Annotated in this window: 1 protein-coding gene; it reads left to right on the forward strand. The window is 29.0% G+C overall.

Annotated elements, in window-relative coordinates:
- Positions 1-144: 144 nt before the first annotated feature.
- Positions 145-1,136: cache domain-containing protein (locus tag L8U37_RS08085; protein WP_263666988.1), on the forward strand; the 992-nt coding region annotated here is incomplete at its 3' end.

Raw genomic sequence — 1,136 nt, forward strand, 5'->3', positions numbered from 1 at the left:
TTGATTGGATGTGATTGTTATTTTTTATAATTTTTTTATTAAAAAATAGTTTTTTTATATTTAAATAATGCATTTTTTTATTAAAAATAATACAAGATAATTTTTCCCTTAAAATTTACAATTTTTAAACAAGGATAATTCATTATGAAAAACATTACAAGAAGTTTAACGGGAAAATTAACTTTTTTTGTTTTTTTAGCAATTATAGCTATTTTATTTATAGCAAATGCATTTAATTATGCTGAAGTAAAGCATGATGTTCAAAAACTCATCAATGATATACAAGTTAAAACAATGCAAGATGTTTTAAAGAATTTTGATGACTACACTGCTTCAAGAAGCGATGCTATTAGATCTGTCGCCTCTGAATTGCAAAAAAATCCTAATGCGAGTTTAGAAGAAATTTACACTATGGTTAAAGTTGCAAAAGAAGCTAGTCGTTTTGATGTGCTATATGTAGGACTTGCACACAATGGTGCAATGATTAGATCAAATGGAAACCATCAAATGCCATCTGATGGCTATGATCCTAGAACAAGAAGTTGGTACACAAGTGTTGCTTCTGGAGAAAACAAAGTTGTAATATCAAAGCCTTATATTGCCCCTAGCTTAAAAGCTCCTTCTTTATCTTTTTCATATCCTATAGTTGTTAATGGTAAATTTATAGGTGCAGTAGGTGGAAATTATGATTTAAATACTTTTTCAGATAATGTATTATCAATGGGAAGGTCACAAAGCGGATATACTGTGGTTTTAGATAATGATGGAACTATACTTTTTCATGAATCTTCTGAGGCATTATTAACAAAAAATGAATTAAGTCAAAATATAGTAAAATCATATCTTTCAACACCTGAAGGAAAATCAGGACTTCTTTCAAGCTCACCAATGTTAATTGAAGATGGAAATGCTCCTCGCAAGGCTGTGATTTGTCAGAAATCTTCAACAGGATATAATGTTTGTGTGATTGCAGATGAAAAAATCTATAAAGACCCGGTAAATAAAGCTTTAATACAACAAATCATTATTGGTGTTATAAGCTTGGTAATTGCTCTTGTAATTATAAGATTTATGATTAATTATAATCTTTCTCCACTTCAAAAAATCCAAACCGGCCTTAACTCTTTCTTTGACTT

Origin of the sequence: Campylobacter sp. RKI_CA19_01122 (genome assembly GCF_025771325.1) — a bacterium.
GTDB classification, from domain to species: Bacteria; Campylobacterota; Campylobacteria; order Campylobacterales; family Campylobacteraceae; genus Campylobacter_D; species Campylobacter_D lari_D.